Annotated in this window: 22 protein-coding genes; 8 read left to right on the top strand and 14 right to left on the bottom strand. The window is 54.6% G+C overall.

The window, feature by feature from the left end; all coding sequences use genetic code 11:
• Positions 1–157 precede the first annotated feature (157 nt).
• The gene (locus ACOT1A_RS15520) at positions 158–424 is read left to right on the top strand and encodes a DUF333 domain-containing protein (protein ID WP_003856935.1); all 267 of its coding nucleotides are present in this window, start codon (positions 158–160) and stop codon (positions 422–424) included.
• A 1-nt stretch (position 425) separates the two neighbouring features.
• Here ACOT1A_RS15520 and hslJ read toward each other — a convergent pair whose 3' ends face one another.
• The 6 genes from hslJ to ACOT1A_RS15490 form a co-directional block, all read right to left on the bottom strand.
• Positions 426–863 carry a heat shock protein HslJ gene (hslJ, locus tag ACOT1A_RS15515; RefSeq protein WP_023300211.1) on the bottom strand — a complete coding sequence of 146 codons (438 nt, stop codon included), beginning with the start codon at positions 861–863 and terminating at the stop codon, positions 426–428.
• Positions 864–987: 124 nt separating this feature from the next.
• Positions 988–1,116, bottom strand: coding sequence for a DUF2474 domain-containing protein (locus ACOT1A_RS15510; protein WP_017693358.1), 129 nt, complete (start codon positions 1,114–1,116; stop codon positions 988–990).
• Positions 1,116–2,126, bottom strand: coding sequence for a cytochrome d ubiquinol oxidase subunit II (gene cydB / locus ACOT1A_RS15505; protein ID WP_276170155.1), 1,011 nt, complete (start codon positions 2,124–2,126; stop codon positions 1,116–1,118). The genes ACOT1A_RS15510 and cydB overlap by 1 nt, the downstream gene beginning before the upstream one ends.
• Positions 2,127–2,131: 5 nt before the next feature.
• Positions 2,132–3,526: a cytochrome ubiquinol oxidase subunit I gene (locus ACOT1A_RS15500; RefSeq protein ID WP_276170154.1), complete on the bottom strand. Its 1,395-nt coding sequence runs from the start codon at positions 3,524–3,526 to the stop codon at positions 2,132–2,134.
• A 383-nt stretch (positions 3,527–3,909) separates the two neighbouring features.
• The gene (locus tag ACOT1A_RS15495) at positions 3,910–4,389 is read right to left on the bottom strand and encodes a DUF2778 domain-containing protein (protein WP_072053791.1); all 480 of its coding nucleotides are present in this window, start codon (positions 4,387–4,389) and stop codon (positions 3,910–3,912) included.
• On the bottom strand, positions 4,386–4,868 hold the full coding sequence (locus ACOT1A_RS15490; protein ID WP_048966805.1) for an Hcp family type VI secretion system effector: 483 nt from the start codon (positions 4,866–4,868) through the stop codon (positions 4,386–4,388). The genes ACOT1A_RS15495 and ACOT1A_RS15490 overlap by 4 nt, the downstream gene beginning before the upstream one ends.
• Positions 4,869–5,285: 417 nt before the next feature.
• Between ACOT1A_RS15490 and ACOT1A_RS15485 the strand changes: the two genes are divergently transcribed.
• The 3 genes from ACOT1A_RS15485 (at position 5,286) to patD (ending at position 8,545) form a co-directional block, all read left to right on the top strand.
• Positions 5,286–5,474 (top strand): hypothetical protein, encoded by a 189-nt coding sequence (locus ACOT1A_RS15485; RefSeq protein ID WP_017693360.1) that lies wholly within the window; start codon positions 5,286–5,288, stop codon positions 5,472–5,474.
• An 82-nt stretch (positions 5,475–5,556) separates the two neighbouring features.
• Complete coding sequence (locus ACOT1A_RS15480; protein WP_038416126.1) at positions 5,557–6,981, top strand: PLP-dependent aminotransferase family protein; 1,425 nt, start codon at positions 5,557–5,559, stop codon at positions 6,979–6,981.
• A gap of 139 nt (positions 6,982–7,120) precedes the next feature.
• Positions 7,121–8,545, top strand: a complete 1,425-nt coding sequence (patD, locus tag ACOT1A_RS15475; RefSeq protein ID WP_276170153.1) for an aminobutyraldehyde dehydrogenase — start codon at positions 7,121–7,123, stop codon at positions 8,543–8,545.
• A gap of 35 nt (positions 8,546–8,580) precedes the next feature.
• Here the strand turns inward: patD and ACOT1A_RS15470 are convergent, their stop codons facing one another.
• The 3 genes from ACOT1A_RS15470 to ACOT1A_RS15460 are packed head-to-tail and all read right to left on the bottom strand — an operon-like array spanning position 8,581 to position 9,474.
• Complete coding sequence (locus ACOT1A_RS15470; protein ID WP_003856955.1) at positions 8,581–8,763, bottom strand: DUF1869 domain-containing protein; 183 nt, start codon at positions 8,761–8,763, stop codon at positions 8,581–8,583.
• Positions 8,764–8,766: 3 nt separating this feature from the next.
• A complete protein-coding gene (locus tag ACOT1A_RS15465; protein WP_003856958.1) occupies positions 8,767–9,120 on the bottom strand; it encodes a DUF1971 domain-containing protein in 354 nt (117 codons plus the stop codon).
• 27 nt (positions 9,121–9,147) lie between these two features.
• Positions 9,148–9,474 carry a DUF1971 domain-containing protein gene (locus ACOT1A_RS15460; RefSeq protein WP_022648249.1) on the bottom strand — a complete coding sequence of 109 codons (327 nt, stop codon included), beginning with the start codon at positions 9,472–9,474 and terminating at the stop codon, positions 9,148–9,150.
• A 243-nt stretch (positions 9,475–9,717) separates the two neighbouring features.
• Here ACOT1A_RS15460 and ACOT1A_RS15455 point away from each other — a divergent pair, with 243 nt between their 5' ends.
• Both ACOT1A_RS15455 and ACOT1A_RS15450 read left to right on the top strand, forming a co-directional pair.
• Positions 9,718–9,891 (top strand): GhoT/OrtT family toxin, encoded by a 174-nt coding sequence (locus ACOT1A_RS15455; RefSeq protein ID WP_003856960.1) that lies wholly within the window; start codon positions 9,718–9,720, stop codon positions 9,889–9,891.
• 86 nt (positions 9,892–9,977) lie between these two features.
• Positions 9,978–10,736 (top strand): alpha/beta fold hydrolase, encoded by a 759-nt coding sequence (locus tag ACOT1A_RS15450; RefSeq protein WP_276170152.1) that lies wholly within the window; start codon positions 9,978–9,980, stop codon positions 10,734–10,736.
• A gap of 33 nt (positions 10,737–10,769) precedes the next feature.
• Here the strand turns inward: ACOT1A_RS15450 and ACOT1A_RS15445 are convergent, their stop codons facing one another.
• From ACOT1A_RS15445 to ACOT1A_RS15435, 3 genes are read right to left on the bottom strand one after another with little or no spacing between them, the layout of a single operon-like run.
• Complete coding sequence (locus tag ACOT1A_RS15445) at positions 10,770–12,944, bottom strand: virulence factor SrfC family protein (protein WP_276170151.1); 2,175 nt, start codon at positions 12,942–12,944, stop codon at positions 10,770–10,772.
• The gene (locus ACOT1A_RS15440; protein WP_276170150.1) at positions 12,941–15,922 is read right to left on the bottom strand and encodes a virulence factor SrfB; all 2,982 of its coding nucleotides are present in this window, start codon (positions 15,920–15,922) and stop codon (positions 12,941–12,943) included. The genes ACOT1A_RS15445 and ACOT1A_RS15440 overlap by 4 nt, the downstream gene beginning before the upstream one ends.
• 4 nt (positions 15,923–15,926) lie before the next feature.
• Positions 15,927–17,258, bottom strand: coding sequence for an SrfA family protein (locus tag ACOT1A_RS15435; protein ID WP_276170149.1), 1,332 nt, complete (start codon positions 17,256–17,258; stop codon positions 15,927–15,929).
• 282 nt (positions 17,259–17,540) lie between these two features.
• Here ACOT1A_RS15435 and ACOT1A_RS15430 point away from each other — a divergent pair, with 282 nt between their 5' ends.
• Together ACOT1A_RS15430 and ACOT1A_RS15425 are read left to right on the top strand one after the other, a co-directional pair.
• The gene (locus ACOT1A_RS15430; protein ID WP_276170148.1) at positions 17,541–19,139 is read left to right on the top strand and encodes an ABC transporter substrate-binding protein; all 1,599 of its coding nucleotides are present in this window, start codon (positions 17,541–17,543) and stop codon (positions 19,137–19,139) included.
• Between the two features lie 100 nt (positions 19,140–19,239).
• Positions 19,240–19,473: a YdcY family protein gene (locus ACOT1A_RS15425; protein ID WP_058646539.1), complete on the top strand. Its 234-nt coding sequence runs from the start codon at positions 19,240–19,242 to the stop codon at positions 19,471–19,473.
• A 3-nt stretch (positions 19,474–19,476) separates the two neighbouring features.
• On the opposite strand, the gene ACOT1A_RS15420 is transcribed toward ACOT1A_RS15425, so the two are convergent.
• Together ACOT1A_RS15420 and ACOT1A_RS15415 are read right to left on the bottom strand one after the other, a co-directional pair.
• Positions 19,477–19,926: a DMT family transporter gene (locus tag ACOT1A_RS15420; RefSeq protein ID WP_022648242.1), complete on the bottom strand. Its 450-nt coding sequence runs from the start codon at positions 19,924–19,926 to the stop codon at positions 19,477–19,479.
• On the bottom strand, positions 19,923–20,441 hold the full coding sequence (locus tag ACOT1A_RS15415) for a GNAT family N-acetyltransferase (RefSeq protein WP_048966811.1): 519 nt from the start codon (positions 20,439–20,441) through the stop codon (positions 19,923–19,925). The genes ACOT1A_RS15420 and ACOT1A_RS15415 overlap by 4 nt, the downstream gene beginning before the upstream one ends.
• Between the last annotated feature and the right edge of the window lie 124 nt (positions 20,442–20,565).

The raw sequence follows: 20,565 nt of genomic DNA, 5'->3' as shown, positions 1-20,565 counted from the left end.
CCTTGGGATGCGCTGTATCAATGACTGGATGGCTATTCGCGTTAAAAAATTGCGAGAAATTGTTACCAGGGCGCATAAATACGCACATCCGCTCTCGACGATGCGGCGCGTGATGCCTATTATGCATAGGTTTCGCTTTAACTATGGGGAGGAAGGTATGCGTTCTGCATTTTGGGTCGGATGTGCCGCGTTACTGTTGTCGGCATGCAGCAATGAACCTGTACAGCAGGCGACAGCGGCACACGTTACGCCAGGTATGCGAGCGGCTATGTCCAGTTCAGGCCAGGCCAACTGCGCAATGATCGGGGGGTCACTCTCCGTTGCCCGTCAGCTCGACGGCTCCGCTATCGGCATGTGCGCGTTGCCAAACGGCAAACGCTGTAGTGAGCAGTCGCTTGCCGTAGGATCGTGCGGAAGTTACTGAGTTATTCAACTCGCTTAAACATTAAAGACTTATTGGCTGTCGCCAGCGTTAACTGGTCTTCGGTCAGGTCTACCTGAGCGCCTGTGCGTAGCATATCGGCGAGGGTCTGATCCAGTTCATTAAGCTGCGGCTCGGTGCAGAGTTTCCGCGTCATTGCCAGCGTTTTGACCGTCAACTCTCCTTCGGACAATTTTCCCTGGCCGTTGAAGCCGTTGCACATTGTGCCGGAGACGGCAATGTTGTTAATCAGGCTGATACTGGGCTGCGCGCTGAACCGAATTTCAGGCTGCGTTTTCAGGCCCTTAACCGCTTTGCCATCAACGTTTTCCAGCACGAAACGGTGATTCTCTAACTGATCGGTCTGAACGGAGGCTTTACCGGGATTAACGCATCCCGCCAGTGCGAGGCTGATTAAACTTACTGCCGCGAGCTTTTTCATTTTTCTTCTCAAACTATCAATGCTGTAAATATTTTTTCAGTGTAACCATACCCTCCAGGGTGTTAATGGGGTTTATCTGAAAGTGCGAGATAAGGACCGGGCGGCAACGCACCCGGTGAATAAATTAGTGCGATTTAAATCCGGCTGCGGCCATCAGCATTTTAAAGAGCATACTTACGCATGCCAGTGCCAGGACGCTGCCGCCCCAGATGATGGCAAGCCACATCAAACGTTTCCATACAGGTTGTTGCATCAGTGATAACCCTCCCCATGCTGTACTTTTCCGCGAAAAACGTAATAACTCCAGAAGGTGTAGACCAGAATCACAGGAATGATCAACAGTGCGCCCACCAGCATGAAGCCCTGGCTTTGGGCTGGCGCAGCGGCCTGCCAGAGGGTAATGTCCGGCGGGATGATATGCGGCCAGATGCTGATCCCAAGCCCGCTAAAGCCAAGAAAAACCAGCCCTAACGTCATGATAAACGGCAGTGTATGGCTCGCAGGATCGTTCAGGCAGCGCCACTGGCACAGACTCAGGATCGCAACCAGCGCAGGAACGGGCAGCAGATAAAACAGATTCGGCAGCGTAAACCAGCGCGCAGCAATGGCTGGTTGGGCGAGAGGGGTCCATATACTGATTACCGCAATGAATACCAGAAGCAGGAGCAGAAGCACTTTCGATACCTGACGCATCCGCTGTTGCAGGGCATTTTCACTTTTCATTACCAGCCACGTTGATCCTAACAGCGCGTAAGCCACCACAAGACCCGCACCGCAGAAAAGATTGAACGCGGTAAACCAGTCAAACGGACCACCGCTGTAAGCGCGACCGGTGACGCTGAACCCGTGGATGACCGCGCCGACGGTGATGCCCTGGCTGAAGGCCGCCACAATTGACCCGCCAATAAAGGCCTTATCCCAGAACGGACGGTGCGCCGGAGTCGCTTTGAAGCGAAATTCGAAGGCGACGCCACGAAATATAAGCCCGATCAGCATTATTGTCAGTGGAATGGTTAGCGCGTCGATGATCACCGCATAGGCGAGAGGAAAGGCGCCAAACAGGGCCGCACCGCCAAGCACCAGCCAGGTTTCGTTGCCGTCCCAGACGGGAGCCACGCTGTTGACCATTACGTCGCGATCGTCCGCATTCGGCGTTACCGGAAACAGTATGCCTATCCCCAGATCAAAACCGTCCATCACGATATACATCAACGTGGCGAAAACGATAATCACGAACCAGATAATGGAAAGATCGATACTCATTACGGTTACTCCTTGAATTCAGTGGTGACGGCAGAAAGCGGACGAGCAGGGCGGCCATTGGATTCAGTCGCGAAGGATTCATAAGGCTGCGGCCCTTTTTTAATCAGACGCACCATATAGCTGTAACCCACGCCGAACACCGCGGTATAAACCACGAAGAAGGCCAGCAAGCTGATGCTCATGTGCAGATCGCCATGTGCGGAAACCGCATCCTTCGTACGCTGTAGCCCATAGACGACCCAGGGCTGGCGGCCGACCTCCGTTGTTACCCATCCGGCGAGGATCGCGATTAGCCCGGACGGCCCCATCAGCAGGGTAAACCACAGGAAGGAACGTGAGGTGTAGAGGCGCTGTTTGTAACGCAGCCAGACCGCCACCATGCCCAGGAAGAGCATCAACATCCCTAAACCGGCCATGATGCGGAAAGACCAAAAGACAATGGTGGCGTTCGGGCGATCGTCTTTTGGGAACTCCTTCAATGCCGGAACCTGTTTATCGAAACTGTGGGTCAGGATAAGGCTGCCGAGAGCGGGAATTTCAAGGCTAAAACGGGTCCGTTCCTGCTCCATATCCGGCCAGCCAAACAGCAGCAATGGAGTAGGCTCACCCGGGGGATTCTCCCAGTGGCCTTCAATGGCGGCTATTTTCGCGGGCTGGTGTTTTAAGGTATTAAGCCCGTGCATATCACCCACCAGTGCCTGAACAGGGGCTACGATCAACGTCATCCACAACGCCATGGAGAGCATGGTGCGAATGGCAGGCGTGTTGTTTCCGCGCAGCAAATGCCAGGCCGCGGAGGCTCCGACAAACAGCGCGCTGCTGAGAAATGCCGCAATCGACATGTGCAGCAGGCGGTAAGGGAAGGAGGGGTTAAACACCACGGCAAACCAGTCCACCGGAACGACCTGACCGTTGATGATTTCATACCCTTGCGGTGTATGCATCCAGCTGTTTGACGAGAGGATCCAGAACGTAGACATGAGGGTCCCCAGTGCCACCATGCAGGTCGAAAAGAAGTGCAGCCCCGGCCCGACCTTATTCCAGCCAAACAACATTACCCCGAGGAACCCCGCCTCGAGGAAGAACGCGGTGAGCACTTCATAGGTCAGCAGAGGGCCGGTAATGCTGCCCGCAAACTGCGAAAACCCGCTCCAGTTGGTGCCAAACTGATAAGCCATCACCAGGCCGGAGACCACTCCCATCCCAAAGTTGACGGCGAAGATCTTCGACCAGAAATGGTACAGCGAACGCCAGACGGGGTTTTTTGTTTTCAGCCACAGCCCTTCCAGCACGGCGAGATAGCTCGCCAGGCCAATGGTTATCGCCGGAAAAATAATATGAAAGGATACGGTAAAGGCGAACTGTATTCGCGCAAGATGAAACGCATCGAAACCAAACATGCAAAACTCCGCAGTGCAAAAAATTCGATGCCATTCTAAGCTTTGCCAGGTCTGGGTTGCAGAGACAGACCGATGTTATTTATCTATAACAGTTTTCTTGACCGTCTATGTGAAACTTGTATCGGGCGGTAATATTACCGCCCATGTTAACGCTCACTTTCGTAACGCCCAAAGGTAGATCAATACGGCGTTAAGCAGAAAGGAAAAAATAAAAAGTAATAATGTGTAGCTTCCACTCCATTCAAGTTCAGTTACAAATCCAAAATGTCTGGTGTAGAGGTGATAAAGCAAAACATCCGGCATGATGTAGCATACCAGCGAATAAATAATGAAAAGCATCAATGTTTCGACCACCCACGTAAGGGCATGTTTTCTTGCATTCATCAATATACCTGTATGGTGCCAAGTGCATTTAATCCAGCAGCGACTTTTATTGTGCCGGACGCCAGTAGTCCATGCATTAATATTCTGAAGTGAGCATGGTTTGGTAATGTGATGCATCCATTACTAATACCGGACTGTCCCGCAGGGTGTAGACGAAAAGATCCTCGCTCAACTCTGTTGATAAAGGTTGTATCGTCAATGTGATTATCATGACGATAAAGAGCAAACCAAAAATCACGGTTCGATCCGCTTTCAAACTCTTTGATAACATCATGCCAGTGGGTAGCTAACCCACCTCGAGGACGTGTAACGATATAATAGAGTCCGGGTGGTAATGGCCCTACCTCAGGCGTTGAAACGGCATCAGGATTGTTTCTGTTGTGACCTGAGTTTCCTGAATATGCGGGGAAAAAACCCAGGCCAGGACAGCTCAGCGTTGAAAGTTGTCCCCCGTTTAAATGAAAAGTACATCGAATCATCTGTCTTTCCATTCATCAGAGAAGAGAATATTCCCGTCGCAATGCTTCCAGATAATCTTTTCGTAGCGAAGTGCGATACTTTCGAGATGGTTATGTTTTTCAGTCGCGGGATTTTTTATATCATGCATGAGTGGGCAGATAGAGACAACTTTCACGTTCTCCAGTAGCATGTTGAAGTATTCGACCTCCTGGCCTGCATTATTGATATGATACCACTTAAACTCAGCGCTTTTTAAGGTTTGTCCTTTTGCTACTGCTTTGTACAAATAGGGGCTTGAGCTGTCGAACTCTTTTTCAAAATTAAGTGGGCTATGAATACGGGTACCTGTGATCTTACCGGTCATGTTGTCGGTAGGGAGATACAGGCCGTGCCCAAAACTCAAAATTTCGATACTTCCCTCACGATTTACAACGTCGACAGAGCCCTTAATATTCGCGCCACCGTCATCTTTTAGCCAGAGGTATGCTGGAATTGCCATCCTATAGTTCCTTTTTTCTGAGTGAATCTGAAAAGTTAATACCTCTGTTGAACCAACCAGGTAGGCATAAAATGCCATCTAAAACAATTATATTTCAATGTGTTATGTGTTGGTGCTTCGAAATTGGTTTCTTGAATAATCAATGAAGCTGTAGACAATCTTGAATAAAAAATTTCTTTTTATGATTTTTACGCATTAAACAGCTTGATTTGTCGCCTGCAACATGCGTTAATGGATTTCTGGTTTTGAATCCAAATAAATATCTGACGTAGTTTTATAAAGCAGTTCTCATCACGTTGTGCCTCTCCGCAGCCTCTCTTGGGTCTTTATCTACATTCCGATTAGTTTTGTATCGAACCAACTTTTGCCTGATCGGCTCATGAGTAATTTACGTTTTTACGTTTACAGGAGAATCCTATGACTTCTTATATCCATTTCCGCTGCCCATGCTGTCATGGCTCGCAGTACCGCACCTCAGCTTTTGATGTGTCTGACAAAAATCCGTTCGGCGCAAAATGCATTTTCTGCAAATCGTCGATGATCACGCTCGACCACCTGGCCGCAGCGCGTTCTGCTCAGAATCACATTACTGAGTACCGCAAGTAATCTACCGCGTTTCCCATAACAGTTAGCAAATTCTTCTCTTTTTCTCCTGCTGATATACACTGTCAGCAATAAGGAGAATCTGATGAAAAAATACCAGCGTCTGGCGCAACAAATTATCTCGCAGATTGAGCTTGGCGTATGGTTGCCGGGCGATAAGCTGCCTTCTCTGCGAGAGCAGGTGGCAAGCAGCGGCATGAGTTTCATGACCGTGGGCCACGCGTATCAGATGCTGGAAAGTCAGGGGCGCATTGTTGCCAGACCGCAGTCAGGCTATTACGTTGCCGCCCGTCCGACCACACACCAGCCAGCACCGCCCGCGCAGGTGATGCGCGATGAAGTAGTTGACATCAACACCTATATCTTCGACGTGCTACAGGCCAGCCGCGACCCCTCCGTTGTCCCTTTTGCCTCGGCATTTCCCGATCCGCGCCTATTCCCGCTTCAGCAACTCAACCGCTCGCTTGCTAATGTCAGTAAAACGGCCACGGCCATGAGCGTGATTGAAAACCTGCCGCCGGGTAACGTCGACTTACGTCATGCCATTGCCCGTCGCTACGCTCAGCAGGGGATGAATATCTCCCCGGACGAAATTGTGATCACCGCGGGCGCGCTCGAAGCACTCAACCTTAGTTTGCAGGCTGTCACTGAACCAGGTGACTGGGTTATCGTTGAAAACCCCTGTTTTTATGGCGCACTCCAGGCACTTGAACGTCTGAAACTGAAAGCGCTGTCGGTTGCTACTGACGTGCGTGAGGGCATCGATCTCAGTGCCCTTGAGCAGGCGTTAAATGATTATCCGGTGAAAGCCTGCTGGCTGATGACCAACAGTCAGAACCCGCTCGGCTTCACGCTGAGTGCAGAGAAGAAAGCTCAGCTGGTGGCCTTATTAACCCGGCATAACGTCACGCTGATTGAAGACGATGTTTACAGCGAACTCTACTTTGGCCGCGAAAAGCCGCTTCCGGCAAAGGCCTGGGATAAGCAGGATATGACGTTGCACTGCTCCTCATTCTCTAAGTGTCTGGTGGCCGGTTTCCGTATTGGCTGGGTGGCGGCGGGAAAACATGCGCGCCGTATTCAGCAGTTACAGCTGATGAGTACGTTATCCACCAGCTCCCCCATGCAGCTGGCGCTGGTGGATTACCTGGCGACCAAACGTTACGACGCCCACCTTCGTCGCCTGCGGCGCACGCTTGCTGAACGCAAACAGCAAGCCTGGCAATCGCTTTTGCGCCATATGCCTGCTGGCGTCAAGATCCATCATAACGACAGCGGCTACTTTTTATGGCTGGAACTGCCTGAACAGCTGGATGCGGGGCAGTTGAGTGAAAAGGCATTAACTCATCAAATCAGCATTGCGCCCGGCAAAATGTTTTCCACCTCCAATATCTGGACACCGTTTTTCCGTTTCAATACCTCATGGGGATGGGGCGAGCGGGAGGAGCAGGCGGTCGTCCAGCTGGCGGCGTTAATTCGCGAAATGATGCTGCCCCCAGTCACACCTTGATGAAAATTCCTGAAGCGACATGATGCGCGGTCTACCTTTAGTAAGGGAGTGCGGATTGGTGACGTGACGTTGTCACGCTTCGACCCGCCAGAACGTGTGCTGACAGCGAAAACTATGTCGATTTCAACAGGACGATGCTATGCAAAATCAACTGCTGATTAATGGTGAACTGGTGACCGGCGAGGGTGAGAAGCAGGCGGTTTACAATCCTGCCACGGGTGAAGTATTGCTGGAGATTGCTGAAGCGTCGGCAGCACAGGTGGACGCTGCCGTCCAGGCTGCCGATCGCGCGTTCACTGAGTGGGGGCAAACGACGCCCAAAACGCGCGCCGAAAGTTTGTTGAAACTGGCTGATGTGATAGAAGCCAACGCTGACGCGTTCGCACAACTGGAGTCGCTAAATTGCGGGAAACCGCTGCACTGTGTCCAGGGAGATGAGATCCCGGCCGTGGTCGATGTGTTTCGCTTCTTTGCCGGGGCCGCCCGCTGCCTGAATGGGCTGGCTGCCGGAGAATACCTCGAAGGACATACCTCGATGATCCGCCGCGACCCGGTTGGCGTTGTCGCCTCTATCGCGCCCTGGAACTATCCTCTGATGATGGCGGCGTGGAAGCTGGCGCCCGCGCTGGCGGCGGGAAACTGTGTCGTCATCAAGCCGTCTGAAATCACCCCGTTGACGGCGCTGAAGCTGGCGGAACTGGCGAAAGATATCTTCCCTCCAGGCGTGCTCAACGTGCTGTTTGGTCGCGGCAAAACCGTAGGAGATCCGCTGACCGGGCACGAAAAAGTCCGTATGGTTTCTCTCACCGGCTCTATTGCTACCGGAGAACATATTATCGGGCATACCGCATCTTCAGTTAAACGTACCCATATGGAATTGGGCGGAAAAGCCCCGGTCATTGTCTTTGACGATGCAGATTTGGATGCCGTGGTTGAAGGCGTGCGTACGTTTGGTTTCTACAATGCTGGTCAGGATTGTACCGCAGCCTGTCGTATCTATGCCCAGAAGGGGATTTACTCCGCGCTGGTCGAAAAGCTGGGCGCAGCTGTTGCCAGCCTGAAAATGGGCGCGCCGGACGATACATCAACGGAGCTGGGCCCGCTCAGCTCCGCCGCGCATCTTTCCCGCGTTTGCGCTGCCGTGGATGAAGCCAAAGCCCTTGGACATATCCGCGTCGTCACCGGTGGCAGTAAAAGAGAGGGGGCAGGATATTACTTCCAGCCAACGCTGCTGGCCGGGGCGAAGCAGGAAGATGCGATCGTCCAGCGAGAAGTGTTTGGCCCGGTGGTCAGCGTGACGGAATTTGAGGATGAAGCGCAGGTGCTGAGCTGGGCTAACGATTCGCAATACGGCCTGGCCTCGTCCGTCTGGACAAAAGACGTCGGACGCGCCCATCGACTCAGCGCACGGTTGCAGTATGGCTGCACCTGGGTCAATACCCATTTTATGCTGGTGAGCGAAATGCCGCACGGCGGAATGAAATTATCCGGTTACGGAAAAGATATGTCGGTCTACGGACTTGAGGATTACACGGTAGTCCGACATGTCATGTTTAAACACTAAACCCTCATGCCCGGCGCAGTGCCGGGCGATTCAGCTTACCAGCCACATACCTCGTGTTCATTTTCCGTATCGTAGGCGCGAACGGTGTTCACCAGATCCTTCACGACATCTGCCGCGACGTCCGGGATCAACAGCTCCATTGGCGCTTCTGTTTCATAATCCACCGACACGCCGTTGCTGTTATTGGTGACGGTCACGGTATAGGTAGCCTTACCCATTATTTACTCCTTATGCGTGTTGACCACTTTACCGATGCCCGCACCGCTGAGCGTGACGGCAGGATCCGCGAAAAAGTCGATATTAAAATAGGTGTCGTCGGTCAGAAGCTCAATGCGGTGCCATTTTTGCGGTGGGGAGATGCCAAAAGAACCGGCCTCAATGACCACTTCCAGATCGGGCTCGGTGGCGTCGCCATCGGCAAAGCCAAAGTAACGCACCGCACCCTGCATGACGGACAACCGACCGTACACGCCAGCTTTGGTGTTGTGATGGGTAAAAAGCGCTTTTGGGGCGGTCTCTTTATTCCAGAACGGCGTCGAGCGGGTATGAACAAAGTTTTCAGGAATACGTAACATCATAGTTTCCTTCATGTTGGCGGGTGCTTAAAGGGACTTAAGCACCTCAGGTTCAACAAAGAATTCAATATTGAACAGGGTGTCGTCGGTCATCACCTCAATGTGGTGCCATCTCTCTGGCGGGAAAACGCCGAAACGACCCGCTTCAATGACGAGCTCGCTGTCAGGCTCAGGTGTAAATTCATCAGCATAGCCCAGATAACGCACCGCGCCGCGCATCACCGACAGGCGAGGGTAAACGCCCGGCTGCGTGCCCGTATCAAGGTGACGTTTAAAAATGCCGGCGGGGGCCGTTTCTTTGTTCCAGAAAGGCGTGGAACGGGTGTGAATGCAACTCTGCGGAATGCGTAGCATGTTTCCTCCCTTAAAAGCCTGCTGTTATTAGACTGCTTTCTGAGGGGATGGATTTATCAAAAAGTGCATTTAATTTGCATGTTATCAATAATAACCGTTTTGCTTTACCCGGCGTTGTTACACAAGGTACTCAGTTGTTATTATCCATAGCATTTAAGTGGTTATGATGTAACGAAAAAACTTGATCTGTGTCAACATATGACGCATATTGCGTGCGGTTATTTTTCGGCTCAGGTAAACAGAATGACGTTGTATCAAAAGATGTTGGTGTTCTACGCAATCATGGCCTCCATCTGCGCATTAATCACCTGGTTCCTGTCTAAAGATCGTAAACGTATTCGCCTGTTGAGCGCATTCCTGGTGGGTTCCACCTGGCCGATGAGCTTTCCTGTTGCCCTGTTAATCTCTCTTTTCTGAAGCACGCTTCAAGAATCGGCATCCAGACATAGCATTCCATACATTGAGGCTGTATAAATATACAGTTTGTCATACATGGAGTGCTTATGAACAGTTACTATTCGCAGCAAGCAGGCTGCACTGTGCGCTGGCAGGATCTTCCCGGTTTCGGTGACCCGGTTGTGTTTATCCACGGGTTGGGCTGTGCATCGTCGTATGAATATCCTCGTATTGTCTGTGATACCCGTTTCGGGGGGCGCAGAGCCATTCTGATCGATCTCCCCGGTAGCGGTTACAGTGACAAACCTGACAACTACCGTTATCGCACAAGTGAACAGGCGCAGGTGGTGGTTGAACTGTTAGACCATCTCGGCCTGGATAGTCTTTGGCTCTATGGTCATAGCATGGGGGGGAGTATCGCGATCGAAACGGCAACGCTGCTAAAGTCACGCGTTAAAGGCCTGATAGTGTCTGAACCCAATTTTCATGCGGGTGGCGGGATGTTCAGCCGGGCAATTGCGGCCCAAACGGAACAACATTTTCTGGAACAGGGCTATGATGACATGCTGCGGGCGGAAACGACGGCGTGGTCTGGAAGCCTTCAAAGCAATGCCCCCTGGGCCGTCTGGCGCGGCGCAACGAGCCTGGTCAAGGGCGTTAAACCCGACTGGGAACACCTGTTTTTGTCATTGAGCTGCCCGGTCATGTTAGTTTTTGGTGAGTGGTCCCTGCCTGATGAAGATTTTAATCGCCTGCAACAAAAAGGCGTTGCTGTAAAAATTATCCCTGATGCGGGCCATTCAATGTCCTGGGAAAACCCGTCAGCGTTGGCTCAGGCTTTGTCTGGCTTCATAAACGGATCATGAAGGGGTAGCCCGCATTGCTGCGGGCTGCAATGATTAAGACAGCAAGGCAGACAAGGCTTTCCGCGCAGCAGGCTTAATGTCATACGGGCACTGATAATCCACATTCTCAATCGCGCGGGTGTAGAGCGCAACCAGCCAGTCATAAACATAGGCTGTCGCCGCATGAACAGGCTGCTCGCCAAGTCGGGTAAGACGGGGTGAAGCGTTGCTCACAACTGGCGTCACAAAAATTGGCTGACCTTTGCGGATCCGGCTTGCAGGCCGTTCAGAAACGGGCGTCAGTTCATAGCCAAGCCAACTAATGAAATTGCCTGTCGCGGCATGCAGCTGCGCAGCACTGCTTTTATCTGTTTCTGCAATACGTTGCAGTTGCAGCGGCAGATCCAGCCGGTAGCTGGTAACGATCAGCACATCCGCAATTTGCTGCAATACCTCTGGGTCCAGGCCCAGACGGGTGGCGGCCGCGTCGTTGCGACTCCACTGACGAAGATGGTTAACCCACACGTTATGGGCCAGTCGCGCCTTGTCTTTGGTCTGCAACGCGCCTGGATATTCCGGCGTCTCTTCCGCAAACAGATCGATAACGTCGTTAAACAGGCCGTTGACCTGTTCCTCACGGGGCTGGTGAACCGTCAGCAGCGTCTCAAACGCATTTAACGGCGGGAGAAGTCCTTCAAGCAGTTCACCATGACGAGCGGCGCTGCCTTGCAGCGTTCGGACCATTTTTTCGGCCTCTGCCCGCCCTGCGCCTGGCTCCTGAGTGAGTGGGGCGACGTATGCGCGCATCAGCGTCGAAAGAGACTGTTGCAACAGCCTTTTCAGCGCGTGGAGACGCTTCTGGCGCTGTGCTGGAAGGGTAGCCTGCGACAGCCATTCAATTACCCGCTGCATGCTGTGGGTATCGAGCGCCTGGAGCGTACCCCAGCGCAGACCCGGCTGGCCCAGCAACTGTTGCACCGCTTCGTCCAGATTCTGCTTTGTGGTAAACCGCGCATCGTGAGGGGTAATGGCCCAGACCAGGCCCGGCAACGCGGACTCTTCCACCGGCTGCGTCTCTTTGACCCAGTTTTGCAGGAGCCTGGCCGTTTTTGCCGTCTGCTGGTGGTGGGCCGTCGCATTGCAGATAACCAGGACATCCGGCTGTATGTGCTGACGATAATGCTCCAGCAACCACAGGCATTTTGCCTGCGTCATCAGCGGCGTGTTTTCCTCAGAAATGGCCGGAATATCAATAATATCTACGTTATCCAGAACGCAGTTTTCAACGGGCAGCACCACTTCGCGGGTCAGGCAGGCCAGCACATCGACGGACAGGCTAATGGCATTAAGCAACTCGCCGTTATTTACCGGATGAAGCAATGTTTCCTGCGCTTCCGGCACGGTAAAGGCCCCGTGAGTAAGGAAACCTTCACACGGCAGACCAAAACTGTCCACCAGCAGACTCAACGGCGCCGCAAGCGCGCTGGCATGGCTGGTTTGATGCAGCACCTGGGCGAGTTTAAGCCACTGCTGGGTTAACTCCTGCTGCTCACCCCACAGCAGAGACCAGACGCTGGCGCGGGTGCTGAGATCAAGCGACGGAACCAGCAGGGCAAACTGGTGCCACAGGGCATCATCAATATGCTGCTTAGCGCCGGGTACTACGGTTTGCCAGAACCGGGCAACGGTCGCGACTTCCTGCGCCGTTATTCCCGGCACGCTGTGCGGCTGACGCAGCGTACGCCACTTCTCAAGCCGGGCTTCAATCACCGATTTATCCACCGCACGGATCTGCGGATCCAACGTGGTGCGGGCGATAAACAGCTGTACCAGCTCGGCCTCCGTTACCAGGCTCAGGCGCAGGGGAAACGCGTCGTCTGCGACCTCGCTGGTCGCTCTGGTGAAACGCACGGCCATATTGGTCGGCGCATGCCCGGGGTTAATATGCGAGAAGTAATCAAACGTGCGTTGACCCGGCGTAACGTTCAGCCGTTCGTCGTCGCTGCCGCACAGGGAGGCCAGCAGATGCGCTTTCGCGGCCTGCGAGTGGCCGTATAAGCCGATGCTGCCCTGGCAGACAAGGGCACGTTCGAGGGCCTCTTCACGCGCGCGCGCGGCGTTAAGGCGGGCAAGCAGGGCGTCGGCTTCGTTATCCAGCATCGGGGCGTGCTGTCGCGTCTCGTTGATCCACCCGATTAAGGCCTGAGTGGTGGCAGTCGTCGCAGTCATTTAAGGTATACGCTCCCGCTGTCGATCCAGTAGTGGCTGCCGCTGTGTCGGCGATCGGCCAGAGTATTCAGTTTAAAGGTCAGGGCGTCCGGCGGCACTGGCGTGCCGTCCTGTAGCCAGGCATCACTCAGCTCGAAAGATTCCGGCCCCTCCTGCTTATTGCCGCCACGCAGCTTCAGGCGCACGTTCAGTACACCGTCGCCCGCAATGGCTTTCGCCAGCTCGGCTGAGTTGATGCTCAGGGTATAGAGCGGCGTCGCGGGCCAGCGGGCATTGGCCAACTGCCGGAAGCCGAGCGTAACGTTGCCGCGCAGCGGGAAGTGCAGACGGGCGTCCAGTTTCGCGCCGGGTTTATCGAGGTCTATATCGTGATACCAGACGTTCTCGTCCCGCAGGGTATTGATCGTGTTATCCAGCACGCCCAGATAGCGCACCGTAGAGTACGCGCCGATATCCGCTGCTTTAAAGTTAAAGCGCGGCAGACGAAGATCCAGCGCCAGGCTACAGAGCATCGCTCCCACCGCAGCGGTGGATTTCGGGTTGCCGATCCGTCCCTGCTGGCTGAACGGATACCATTCATGAACCTGGTATTTATCCAGCCAGACGATGCGGTTGACGGGCACCGGTTGCAGGTGGCGAATCAAGGCCTGAACGCCGGGCAGACAGCCTGGCCGTCCCGTGATAAGCAGGATATCGCAGCTGTAATGAGAGATCGCCTCACATACCGCATGAAGCGGGGCGGCAAGCGTGAACTGACCCGCCAGCATGGCGTCCCGCATCTCCCGGAAGCTGACGTGCAGCGGGACGCTGAACAGATCAAAGTGTTCTGAGCCGGCAGGCAACGCATGGTCGATCGCCTGCCGGAGATAGTTCATCACGTTGCGGGTCGGTTTTTGCGCAAGCAGATCGCCAAAGGTGGCATGCAGCCCGGCCAGCGGATCGTCAACATCGCTCGATTCCCACGCCGCCAGGATCGCGTGACCGATCGGCATAAAGAGCTGAAGCGCCGTCTGCTGGCGCAGGACCGCCTGGGTATCGATCCGCCCGGAGTCACCGAACAGGGATGCCATCAGCTGGGAGGCATCGGCTATGCCGGATTTCTGAAGCTGGGTTTGCAGGGCGGGCAGAACGTAGCGCTGGATCACGTCCAGCAGCGTGTCGTCGCCAGCGACCTTGAACCCTTCGCGGAACAGCAGCTGCGGGGTGATTTTGACGTTATTCCCGGAACCATCATCTAACTGATAGTGCGTGATGGCCATATCCGTCGTGCCGCCGCCGATATCAATCGAGGCCACGCGCAGCGCACGCCCCGGCTGGACGCCAGGCTCAGGCGCGCGATCCGGACGGGCGAGGGAGGCGAAAAAGGCCTCGGTCTGGCCACCAAAATGGGAAATGGCTTCGTTATACAGCCACACCAGCTGGCCGCAGCTGGCCTCGTCCCACTCCATCTGGATCTCAGGGACCGGCACCACGCTTTTTTCCTGCTGCTTGCGGCTGGCAAAATCTTCATCCTGCGGGTGCCAGCCCATCGCTTTCCAGACGATGGCGATGGCTTCGAACATGCGGCGACGGAAAATCTCGCGCTCCTGTTTCGGCATTGCCGAAGGCAGGGTGAGGATCAGCGTCCGCAGCTGGCGGGGAGAGGCCGGGAAGCCGAGCCGCAGGCGGGTGGCCACGCTGTTAATCTGGCCAAGCGCCTGAGCCAGCAGCTCGCAGAGCATGTGCGTCATCAGGGTGCTGCGGCTGTACTGCGGCGAGAACACCGGCAGGCGCTCATCCTGCGGCAGCGTAAAGAGCGGTTCCCCGTCGTCGTTCATCAGGTTCATCAGCGGAAACGCGGTTGCCAGCGGTTCGCGCTGAGTTTTGCTGTTCATCTGGCTAAAGCGCCAGTCCTGCACCACCGGCGTCTCGTCCCACAGGTAGCGACGCGGGCTGGAGATACCGCTGTTGCCTTCCGTGCCCAGACGCTGCATCGCCAGCTTACGCGCTTCATCACCCACGCGGACAATCGACGGCCAGACGAACGCATCCTCCCGGCCGCTTTCCACCGAGAAGTGCTGCTTGCCAAAACGCGCTTCGGAAAATTCAAGACGGCTGGTAAAAAGCGGCTCATTCAGGAACTGCGGCTCACTCAGGGAACGCACCTGGAGTTCAGCTGTCTGGCGCAGGCCGTCGTTGGCATCACCATGATCTTCAATAATCACACCGCAGGTGTGGGTGTTGCCTACGTCAAGGATCAGATCGACAGGAATAGCAGGGGTGCTCAGGGTATGGGTGACAAACTTCACTTCCGGCACGGTGAGTTGTTCACCGAGCATGGAGAGCAGGTTGAGCCAGTGCGCCTGATATTCAAAGCTGCGCATGGCCTGATGCAGCTCGCGCTCGGCGCGTTTTTCAACCCCGTCAGCATATTGTGTGAAGGCTTCACGCAGCCAGCCGTCAATCCAGGTCTGGTCGAGGAAACTCTCAACCTCACTGTCGCGCCAGGCGAGGGCGAAACGCGTGCCGTTAAGAATGTCGTTTTCAACCGGCGACAGGGCAGACGTCGCATGCTCCGCAATCTGGCTGTCGAGCGCGACGGTGACCCGGTGCGTATTGCCAGCCGCGTCGGGCGTGGACAGCTTCCGTACCTGGACGCGCGCCCAGTTATCGGGGCCATCAACAAACGTCCGCGGCGGGTTAAAGCGCAGGAAAGGAAGCGGCAGCCAGACACCGTCCAGCACGGTCAGGGAGTCATGCAGTGGAATGGTGCTTTCAGGCTTGACCACTTCCGGCTTCCCGCCATCGGTGGCAGGCAGCGTGTACCGGCCGTTGACCAGGTCAAAATCCAGGCGCAGCAGCGGGCCATTTGCCGTTTTACGCACGAAACGCCCGTTGCTGGCGGTGTCCTGCGGAGTCAGGCCAAAATCGAGAAACTGTACGCCGCTGTTAGCAATCAGCGTCACGCTCTGTTTATAGTCGCAAAGATTAACCAGCATAGGATCAGACACCTGCTTTCTTGAACGTCAGAGGAACGACGGTGTTGGCATCGTAACGTGCGGTACATTCCGCCACGTCGCTGGCACCTGCCTTACAGGTCACTTCCGGCATCGGATAGCGTGAACCGTCGGTGCAACGAGCGTTTCCGCGCGTTTTGATCAACAGCTCGCCGTTGCTGTGTAATCCGGAAAAGACGTCTACCCGGCAGACAATGTTGTCGCCATGCACGACCCGGGCGAAACCTTTATTGTTCTGGATCTGGTAGCGCAGAGACGGCGGTTTGCCGGTGAGCGGATCCTGCACATCGAGAAACGCGCGCCAGGTGCCGTTCAGGAAGCGCGTTAACCCCGCTTTGACCTGGTTTGCCTCCATCACCATCGCATCTTTCGGGATAGCGGTAATGACCACCGGTTCGGCTGCCGGGGCAGGCGTCTTCACCTTGGGCTCTACCACTTCTGCCTGGTGCAGCGGGAGTTTCAGCTCAAGCGGCTCAACCGTCTTCACGGGGGCCGGAGCAATGGCGACAGGTGCTGGCGCTGGTGAGGTAACTGGCGCTGCGGTCGGGGCCTGTTTTGGCCAGAGCAGCGGCGTGGCAATGGCTGCAATAATGACGGCGGCAACCGGCAGCAACCACAGGGGGGAGCGACGTTTTTTCTGCACCACCGCTGGTGCGGGCTCTGACGGCACGGTGTTCATGCGCACCGGCTCTGGCGTATACAGCTCATCTTCGGTGATACGGACGGTAGCCACAGGCGTGATAAGCGGCGCGTCGGCCTGCTCGAAGGTCACCACCGGGGCCGGTTCTGGCTCAGGTTCAGGTTCGTTAATCATCACGGGTTCAGGTTCAGGGACCAACGATTCGCGCAGGCAGTCCAGCACGTCGTCGCGCGCGTTTTCGTTAAGACTGACGAAACCCCAGAAGCAGATCACCGGTTTGCCATCCACCAGGAAAACAAAGTTTTCACCGGGAAACTGGAAAGCTTTAGAGAGCAGAGATCCAAACAGTTGCTGCGCCGTTTTCGGTGACTGAAGGCATTTTTTACTCAGCGACTCCATGCTGGCGAGCGTGTTTTCCAGATAGCGCAGGGCGCGAAAACGCTCGTCTTCATCCGCCGCCTTCCAGCTGGAGACGGTTCCCTCAACCGGGGAGTACCAGTCAACGCGATCGCCGCCGTCATTGACCTGAGGAATGGCCAGGCAATCGACGATAGCCTGCTGTTTGCGCAACCGAAGCGCTTCGCGGATTTGCAGCGCTGATTCAAAAACGGCCTGTCCGCCGCCGCCAACGGCCTGAAAATCATCCAGATTGCCGCTGCGTAAAAGTGTTTTTGCCACGATTTGGTCCTGTAGACTTCTTCACGCCATTACTTTAGCGAATCAGGTAAGCAAGCAAACGGCGGAGGAGACGACAAAAGGGACGATTTCTTGCGGCATTGATCGTAACGGTTGTGCTTGACGAATAATGGACCTTAAGGCAAATCGGTTTCTGCGGGCTGATGTTAAAACCAGCGAAATGTACGGCTTTAGAATAACCTGATAGTGATTCGTTATTTGTCAGGCCAAAACGTCTGTGCTGTTATTACTGTTCACTATAATAAAACCGAAAGGGTAATAATTATGTTTACAGGGAAAACCGTGCTCGCCCTCGCGCTGAGCGCGCTGCTACCGGCAAGCGCCGCATGGGCGGCAAACAAAGACACCATTATCTACTGCTCCGAGGCGTCGCCGGAGTCGTTTAACCCGCAGATCGCCAGCTCTGGCCCCTCGTTTGTCGCCAGCTCGCAAACGCTGTATAACCGTCTGATTAACTTCGACCCGGTAAAAAACACGCCGGTGCCTTCTCTTGCGGAGTCGTGGACCATTTCGCCAGACGGCAAAACATACACGTTTACCCTGCGTAAAGGGGTGAAATTCAACAGCAATAAATACTTCAAACCGACCCGTGATTTTAACGCTGATGACGTTATTTTCTCCGTTATGCGTCAGAAAGACCCTAAGCATCCCTATCACAATGTTTCCCAGGGTAATTACGAATACTTTAATGACGTGGGTCTCGACAAGCTCATTCAGGATGTGAAAAAGATCGACGATTATCATGTTCAGTTCACGCTGAGCGAACCCAACGCGGCTTTCCTGGCCGACTGGGGAATGGACTTCGCCTCGATCCTCTCTGCCGAGTACGCGGACGCGATGCTGAAAAAGGGCACGCCTGAAAATGTGGACACCTGGCCAATCGGCACCGGGCCGTATGTGCTTCAGCAGTACAAGGTGGATTCGCTTATCCGCTACGTCGCCAACCCGAACTACTGGGAGGGAGAGGTGCCGACCAAACACCTGATCTTCTCCATCACGCCAAACGTTGAGACGCGTCTGGCGAAGCTGCAAACGAACGAGTGTCAGATCATTCCTGCGCCGTCGCCGGTGCAGTTTGAAGCGATCAAGAAAAACAAAGACCTGACGCTGCACTCGGTGGATGCGCTGAATGTGGGGTACCTGGCGTTCAACACAGAGAAAAAACCGTTTGATAACGTGCTGGTGCGCCAGGCTCTGAATTACGCGACGGACAAAAAAGCCATTGTGAACGCGGTCTTTATGGGGTCTGGTACGATCGCTAAATCGCCGATCCCGCCGAACATGCTCGGCTTTAATAAAGAACTGAAGGATTACGGCTACGATCCTGAAAAAGCGAAAGCGCTGCTGAAGCAGGCGGGTCTGGAGAAAGGCGCGGAAGTGACCCTCTGGTCCATGCCGGTTCAGCGTCCGTACAACCCGAACTCCCGACGCATTGCAGAGATGATCCAGGCTGACTGGGCGAAGGTGGGCGTGAAGGCGAAAATCGTCTCTTACGAGTGGGGGGAATATCTCTCCGGCATGCGCAAAGGCGAGCATGATTCCGCGCTGTTCGGCTGGATGTCTGATAACGGCGATCCGGACAACTTCGCCGATGTGCTACTGGGTTGTAACAGCATCAAAACCGGATCTAACGCCGCGCGCTGGTGTGATAAGGGGTATGATGAGCTGGTGCAAAAGGCCAAACTGACCAGCAACCCGGACGAACGTGCGAAGCTGTATGGTCAGGCACAGGAGATTTTCTACCAGCAGGCACCGTGGATTGCGTTAGCTAACGGCAAAACGTTCTACGCGACCCGCAGCAATGTGACCGGGTACAGCGTAAGCCTGATGGGCAGCGATTTCTCGAAAGCGAAGCTGAACTGATCGTATTTTGCCGGGTGGCGGCTATGCCTTACCCGGCCTACGGGTTTCAAATGTAGGCCCGGTAAGCGTAGCGCCACCGGGCACGTGAAAAGGAGTGACAATGTCACATTTAAATGATGTTATCGCCCGCGTCGATGCCACCATCCAAGAGAGCGTAATTACTCACATGAACGAACTGCTGATCGAATTAAGCGATGATGCAGAGCTCAGCCGTGAAGATCGCTATACCCAGCAGCAGCGCCTGCGTACCGCGATTGCGCATCATGGTAAGCAGCATAAAGAAGAGGCGGAGGCACGCCATGCCCACCTCACCCAGGGCGGGACTATTCTGTAAGGGTTAAAACTGGCGCCGTGCCACCAGCCAGGCGCCGACCACCAGCATCACTGCGCCGCAGACCGGGCCAACCAGCGCGCGCAGGGGAACGCCGTTGCTCTTGAGGATGTCCATCACCAGACCGCCAATCAGCTGGCTTGCCACCAGGACGGCAATGGTCGTTGCCGCGCCCACATTCTGATAGCCGCTAATACTGGCAAAGACAAAAAAAGACCCCAGCAGGCCGGGGATCAACGTCCACCAGCGCACCGTTGACGCCAGTTCGTTAAACCCCGCCAGGCCATTTTTCACCAGCAAAATGCTGACAAACAGCACAATCCCCACCAGCGAGTTCAGCAGCATGGCGATAAGAATGGTGGAGGAAGATTGCGTAATGCGCACCATCAGGGTGTTTTGCACCACCAGCCCAATCCCGGCGGCTACCAGAAACGCTAACGTCAACGATTGATTCATGGCAGAGCATCCGGAACGCTGCGCTCATCAAGCTGGAGCTGCATAAAGGTTAAGTCCAGCCAGCGACCGAATTTGGTTCCCACCTGCGGCATATTGCCGGTGGTAATAAAGCCCAGGGTTTCGTGCAGATGAATTGACGCCTGGTTCTGCGCCTCAATACCGGCAACCATCACGTGTTTACCGATCTGGCGGGCTTCCTTGATTAACTCCGTCATCAGCAGCCGGCCAATGCCTTTGCCCTGATGTTCGGGATGAACGTACACCGAGTGCTCCACCGTGTGGCGAAATCCGTCGAACGCTCTCCAGTCGCCAAATGAGGCGTATCCCGTCACCACTCCGTCTTCTTCACTGACCAGCACTGGATAACCCGACAGAGTACGCGCCTCAAACCATGCGATACGGTTATCGGTGTCGACAGTTTTATCATTCCAGATGGCGGCGGTGTGCAGCACCGCATGGTTATAAATTTCACCGATAGCGGCACAATCTTCTTTGCAGGCATGACGAACAATCATGGGTAACCTCTGGCTGTGTTGTTCACTATAGTAGTACGATTTACTCACAATATTACACAGTTCTTATATTGCATCGCTACGACAAAATCCCTATTTTTTGTCACAAAACTGCCCCGAAAAACCA

Source organism: Enterobacter cloacae complex sp. SYL003 (genome assembly GCF_049236925.1).
Classification (GTDB): Bacteria; Pseudomonadota; Gammaproteobacteria; order Enterobacterales; family Enterobacteriaceae; genus Enterobacter; species Enterobacter intestinihominis.
The sequence above is the reverse complement of the archived record's forward strand: the minus strand, read 5'-3'. Positions and strand labels throughout refer to the sequence as shown.

Coding starts and splice junctions, on each gene's coding strand:
- ACOT1A_RS15520 (WP_003856935.1), top strand. CDS start 158: ATGCGTTCTGCATTTTGGGTCGGATGTGCCGCGTTACTGTTGTCGGCA.
- hslJ (WP_023300211.1), bottom strand. CDS start 863: ATGAAAAAGCTCGCGGCAGTAAGTTTAATCAGCCTCGCACTGGCGGGA.
- ACOT1A_RS15510 (WP_017693358.1), bottom strand. CDS start 1,116: ATGCAACAACCTGTATGGAAACGTTTGATGTGGCTTGCCATCATCTGG.
- cydB (WP_276170155.1), bottom strand. CDS start 2,126: ATGAGTATCGATCTTTCCATTATCTGGTTCGTGATTATCGTTTTCGCC.
- ACOT1A_RS15500 (WP_276170154.1), bottom strand. CDS start 3,526: ATGTTTGGTTTCGATGCGTTTCATCTTGCGCGAATACAGTTCGCCTTT.
- ACOT1A_RS15495 (WP_072053791.1), bottom strand. CDS start 4,389: ATGATTCGATGTACTTTTCATTTAAACGGGGGACAACTTTCAACGCTG.
- ACOT1A_RS15490 (WP_048966805.1), bottom strand. CDS start 4,868: ATGGCAATTCCAGCATACCTCTGGCTAAAAGATGACGGTGGCGCGAAT.
- ACOT1A_RS15485 (WP_017693360.1), top strand. CDS start 5,286: ATGACTTCTTATATCCATTTCCGCTGCCCATGCTGTCATGGCTCGCAG.
- ACOT1A_RS15480 (WP_038416126.1), top strand. CDS start 5,557: ATGAAAAAATACCAGCGTCTGGCGCAACAAATTATCTCGCAGATTGAG.
- patD (WP_276170153.1), top strand. CDS start 7,121: ATGCAAAATCAACTGCTGATTAATGGTGAACTGGTGACCGGCGAGGGT.
- ACOT1A_RS15470 (WP_003856955.1), bottom strand. CDS start 8,763: ATGGGTAAGGCTACCTATACCGTGACCGTCACCAATAACAGCAACGGC.
- ACOT1A_RS15465 (WP_003856958.1), bottom strand. CDS start 9,120: ATGTTACGTATTCCTGAAAACTTTGTTCATACCCGCTCGACGCCGTTC.
- ACOT1A_RS15460 (WP_022648249.1), bottom strand. CDS start 9,474: ATGCTACGCATTCCGCAGAGTTGCATTCACACCCGTTCCACGCCTTTC.
- ACOT1A_RS15455 (WP_003856960.1), top strand. CDS start 9,718: ATGACGTTGTATCAAAAGATGTTGGTGTTCTACGCAATCATGGCCTCC.
- ACOT1A_RS15450 (WP_276170152.1), top strand. CDS start 9,978: ATGAACAGTTACTATTCGCAGCAAGCAGGCTGCACTGTGCGCTGGCAG.
- ACOT1A_RS15445 (WP_276170151.1), bottom strand. CDS start 12,944: ATGACTGCGACGACTGCCACCACTCAGGCCTTAATCGGGTGGATCAAC.
- ACOT1A_RS15440 (WP_276170150.1), bottom strand. CDS start 15,922: ATGCTGGTTAATCTTTGCGACTATAAACAGAGCGTGACGCTGATTGCT.
- ACOT1A_RS15430 (WP_276170148.1), top strand. CDS start 17,541: ATGTTTACAGGGAAAACCGTGCTCGCCCTCGCGCTGAGCGCGCTGCTA.
- ACOT1A_RS15425 (WP_058646539.1), top strand. CDS start 19,240: ATGTCACATTTAAATGATGTTATCGCCCGCGTCGATGCCACCATCCAA.
- ACOT1A_RS15420 (WP_022648242.1), bottom strand. CDS start 19,926: ATGAATCAATCGTTGACGTTAGCGTTTCTGGTAGCCGCCGGGATTGGG.
- ACOT1A_RS15415 (WP_048966811.1), bottom strand. CDS start 20,441: ATGATTGTTCGTCATGCCTGCAAAGAAGATTGTGCCGCTATCGGTGAA.